Origin of the sequence: Vibrio sp. 10N.222.48.A3 (assembly GCF_041475345.1) — a bacterium.
Taxonomy (GTDB): domain Bacteria; phylum Pseudomonadota; class Gammaproteobacteria; order Enterobacterales; family Vibrionaceae; genus Vibrio; species Vibrio tasmaniensis_A.
Genome location: NZ_JBFRVX010000837.1, coordinates 1 through 4,246 on the forward strand (window position 1 = coordinate 1; position 4,246 = coordinate 4,246).

4 protein-coding genes are annotated in these 4,246 nt (G+C 43.0%); 3 read left to right on the forward strand and 1 reads right to left on the reverse strand.

Annotated elements, in window-relative coordinates; translation table 11 throughout:
* Positions 1 to 34 precede the first annotated feature (34 nt).
* The gene (locus tag AB4653_RS20465) at positions 35 to 1,381 is read right to left on the reverse strand and encodes a DUF4397 domain-containing protein (RefSeq protein ID WP_009848365.1); all 1,347 of its coding nucleotides are present in this window, start codon (positions 1,379 to 1,381) and stop codon (positions 35 to 37) included.
* 511 nt (positions 1,382 to 1,892) lie between these two features.
* On the opposite strand from AB4653_RS20465, the gene AB4653_RS20470 reads away from it, so the two are divergent.
* The 3 genes from AB4653_RS20470 to AB4653_RS20480 all read left to right on the forward strand — a co-directional run.
* The gene (locus AB4653_RS20470; RefSeq protein ID WP_012603361.1) at positions 1,893 to 2,780 is read left to right on the forward strand and encodes an outer membrane protein OmpK; all 888 of its coding nucleotides are present in this window, start codon (positions 1,893 to 1,895) and stop codon (positions 2,778 to 2,780) included.
* Positions 2,781 to 2,890: 110 nt separating this feature from the next.
* Positions 2,891 to 3,784 carry a 2-dehydropantoate 2-reductase gene (panE, locus tag AB4653_RS20475; RefSeq protein WP_009848363.1) on the forward strand — a complete coding sequence of 298 codons (894 nt, stop codon included), beginning with the start codon at positions 2,891 to 2,893 and terminating at the stop codon, positions 3,782 to 3,784.
* A gap of 87 nt (positions 3,785 to 3,871) precedes the next feature.
* The coding region (locus tag AB4653_RS20480; protein WP_372090867.1) for an aminotransferase class V-fold PLP-dependent enzyme at positions 3,872 to 4,246 on the forward strand (375 nt) is incomplete at its 3' end.

Below are 4,246 nucleotides of genomic sequence, written 5' to 3' on the forward strand. Positions count from 1 at the left end.
ATTTTCTATTTTCTATTTGCAGACGCTTAACGGATTAATCTGTAGTTTCACTTACTATTAAGTTAAATCCCGTTCCCATCGAATCATCAATCGCCACTACTTGATACACAACACCGTTAACTAAGGTCGCAGGCGCGGAGTCAATAGCAACAGTAGATGGATCGCCAGCCACCGTAATCGTCACATAGTAAGTTCCCGCAGCTACATAAATACCATTCGCGAAATCTTTGAATTTCACATTACTCAACGCAGGCGTACTTCCAGAAATTCCCACGTTCTCGGTTAAATAAATATCAACCGAAGCTGCAATTGGATTAGCTGCAGCATGAGTAATGTTCAATACTGCACTGGTTGCAACAGAGCGTCGATTTTCTGGAACAACTAGCGCTTCCAAATTGAGAGGACTTACCGTCCCCACGGCATAGATGCTGTAATCCATTCCGGCAAACACCGCTAAACCGTCAACATCAATGAATGTTGGAGAGGTGGTTGCTGTTTCATAAATATCGATATCGTAACTGCCTGCTGCCAAATCTAAGAAGCCACGAACTTCTTTAAACATTAGAGCATCAAGAGGAGCAAACTTAGCCGAGTTTACAAACACATCCACAGAGGGTGCACCATCAACTAAATGCCCTACTCTCACTTCTGCAGATTCTGCCATGTCGTAAATTATAGATGAACTTTTGCCATCCATTACCATCAGCTTCACCGGAGACGTACTGGTTGAATCCGCTCTTGGAACTGCCGCAATAGTTAACTCGCTACCGCCAGACAGAGTGATTTCTCCAGAGTCAAAAGCAATAGCACTTCCACTCACGGTTTCTAATCTCACACGATATTGACCAGCAGGAATATTGAGCACATCGGTAAATCCTTTGTATCCCAAAGTTCCAATCGGTGCGCCTAGAGGATCATTCGGTGCTGTAACGTATAGATTCACATCACCAACTCCAGTTGCCGCGTGAACAACTTGCACATCCAAACTCGAACTCGTCGCCGTGCCTGCTGCAGGTCGTGTCACAACGAGAGCCTCAACTGGGTTGTTGGAACCGTCAGCATCACCGACCACCATCACCGTGTAATCTAAATCACCGCTTAAATCGAACTGGCTTGGCGGAATCACTGTCGCCACACCATCTCCAGGGAGTTGAACATCGACCTGTAGAGTTGTCTGGCCTTGATTGACCGAGGTATATCCAGATGCCTGAGCATAATCAACCCCAGTCCAACGAGCCTGACTATTAATTAGCACATTAGCTAGTGGAGCATCTGGCGATGCGTGAACAGCTTGCAGCTGGGTTGTTGGTTGATCGTCATCATTACACCCTACAATGAATAGGGCTGACAACGCTACAGCGAGTATAGGTGAATATTTCATTGGTCTTCTCTCCAAAAAGTTCGACCAGTTCGTCACACAGAAGATAAGCTCACGAGCAGATCTTTAAATGTTGCCTCAAAATTGGTGCAATAAACGGTCTCAATATTGTCAGCGATGAAAAAACAACCAGAGTTAAAAGTCAGGTTAATCATCACATGAATTGTTCATCAATTGATTCAAACTTCAGTACGGAGTTGCTTGGAAATGGATCAAAGGCAGGATCGAAACGTTCGCTGAGTGAGGTGTTTTTTACGAGAAAACGCTTAGAAAGAAATACTGTTGATTTTGATATGCATGTCACACTTTTTGGTATAATCGTTTGCTTAGAGCGGTATTTCACCAATTTATACACAAAATAATCGAATTTCACAAAATCAATAGAAGTGGGGATTCATCAAGATGCATAGCAACATTAAAGTTCCATCATTTAGATCGTTAGTGTGATCACGCTCACCATAATAATCATAGTTTTCACTCTGTCTCACTTTTATTTGAGAACAAAATCGCTATTATGCTCGGCATTCGGACATATAAACACGCACGGATTAGCGGGTTACTTATTTCAAACATAGAGAGTTCCATTATGCGTAAATCACTTTTAACTCTTGGCCTACTTGCAGCAGCTTCTGCTCCAGTAATGGCGGCTGATTATTCTGACGGCGATACTCACAAGAATGATTACAACTGGATGCAGTTTAATATCATGCACACTATCGATGAGAAGCCTCAGGACAAAGATCATACTTATCTTGAAATGGAGTTTGGTGGACGCTCTGGTATCTTCGATCTTTACGGTTACATTGATGTATTCAACCTAACTAACGATAGCGGCAGCGATAAAGCAAAAGACGATCAACTGTTTGTTAAATTTGCGCCTCGTATGTCTATCGATGGCCTAACTGGTAAAGACCTTTCTTTTGGTCCAGTACAAGAACTATACGTTGCAAACTACACAACTATCGATGGCAAAGCTGACGGTGGTTACGCAACTAAAACAGGTATCGGTTCAGACGTAATGGTACCTTGGTTTGGTAAAATGCAATTCAATCTTTACGCTACGTACGATCTAAATACGAAAGATTGGAACGGTTACCAATTTTCTACAAACTGGTTTAAGCCATTCGTAAACTTCGATAACGGTTCATTCATTGCTTACCAAGGTTACATCGATTACGAGTTTGGTCGTGATAGTTCATACAACCAGTCGAGCAACGGCGGAGCTATGTTCAATGGTATTTACTGGCACAATGACCAATTTGCTGTAGGTTACGGTCTTAAATTATACCAAGATGTATACGGTCTAAGAGATGGTGCTCAAATTGATAGTGCTAACCCACAATACGGCCAGTTCTCTACTTCAGGCGTAGGTCACTACTTCGCAGTAACTTACAAGTTCTAATCGAACTTCTAAGAAAGTTTCCAAAATGGCACCCTCGGGTGCCATTTTTTATTGCTTTCATTTAATGCCTCGCTATCCTTGCAGCACCACTTTCTTATCTCGGTATTGCTGTGAACATCACTATTGTTGGGCCTGGGGCTATCGGCTCTTTGTGGGCGATAAAACTACTTCAAGCGGGTCATAATGTGGCTTTGTGGAGTCGTTCCGCAGATAACTCAATTGACTTATCGCTTGATGAACAAACTTCACTTTCCTTCAGTAACAACAATATTGAGAAGCTACCAGAAAGTGATCTAGTGATCTTCACGGTCAAAGCTTGGCAAGTAGAAGAAGCAACCACCCCACTGCTTCAATATCTCGACCCTGACACTATTCTCATGTTCATGCACAACGGTATGGGAGCGGTCGATAACATTGCTAATCAAATTGACGCTCACCCAGTAGTATTGGCGACCACGACTCAAGCAGCATTCAAACCCAATAGCAACAATGTATCCCACACCGGAATCGGCCAAACTCAATTGGGTGCTTTTAACCTCAAGGGGCAACAGTGCACTTTTTTAGTTGATGTGTTGGAACATGCCTTCCCTGCCGTGAGTTGGAATCCAGAAATAACAACGGCGCTGTGGGCTAAACTCGCCATAAATTGTGCAATCAACCCACTGACTGGGCTGGAACAAATCAAAAATGGAGAGCTTGCTGACCAAAGGTTTAACGATATTTTGAGTTCTATAGTTAAAGAACTCACGCAAGTGATGCTGGCGGAAGGCATTACTTGTTCATTCGACGAATTAGAAACAAGCGTCAACAAGGTTATTCAAGCGACAGCAAAGAACAATTCATCAATGAAGCAAGATATGTTTTACCAACGAAAGACAGAGATCGACTTCATTACCGGACACTTGATAAAAACAGCACTTAAGCATCAGATAGAGGTTCCTGTTAACCAAAAGCTGTTTACGCAGGTTAAAGAACGAGAAAATCGCTGGAATCATCAAGATTAGTCAGCAACGATTAACAAGTCGCGATAAAATAACGATACCGCTCAGCATAACGCTAGCAACAATTTCCAAGATTTTAGGTAAGAATAGATGCTTGATATCAATCACATCCGAGAGCAGTTTCCTGCGCTATCACAAACCATCAATCAACAACCGTTGATTTATTTAGACAGCGCAGCAACGACACAAAAACCTCAGGTGGTTATTGATGCCATTAGCCAATACTACTCCAAACAAAATGCCAATGTTCACCGTGGCAGTCACAGCTTAACCGCGAACGCGACCAGTCAATTTGAAGCCGCAAGAGATAAGGTCGCTCAGTTTATTGGCGCGGCTTCTTCAAAAGAGATCATTTGGACTCGCGGTGCAACCGAAGCACTCAACCTGATAGCTCAAACGCACGCAAGAAGTACGCTTCAAGCTGGTGATGAGATTTTGGTTAGCGAAATGGAGCATCACGCCAAC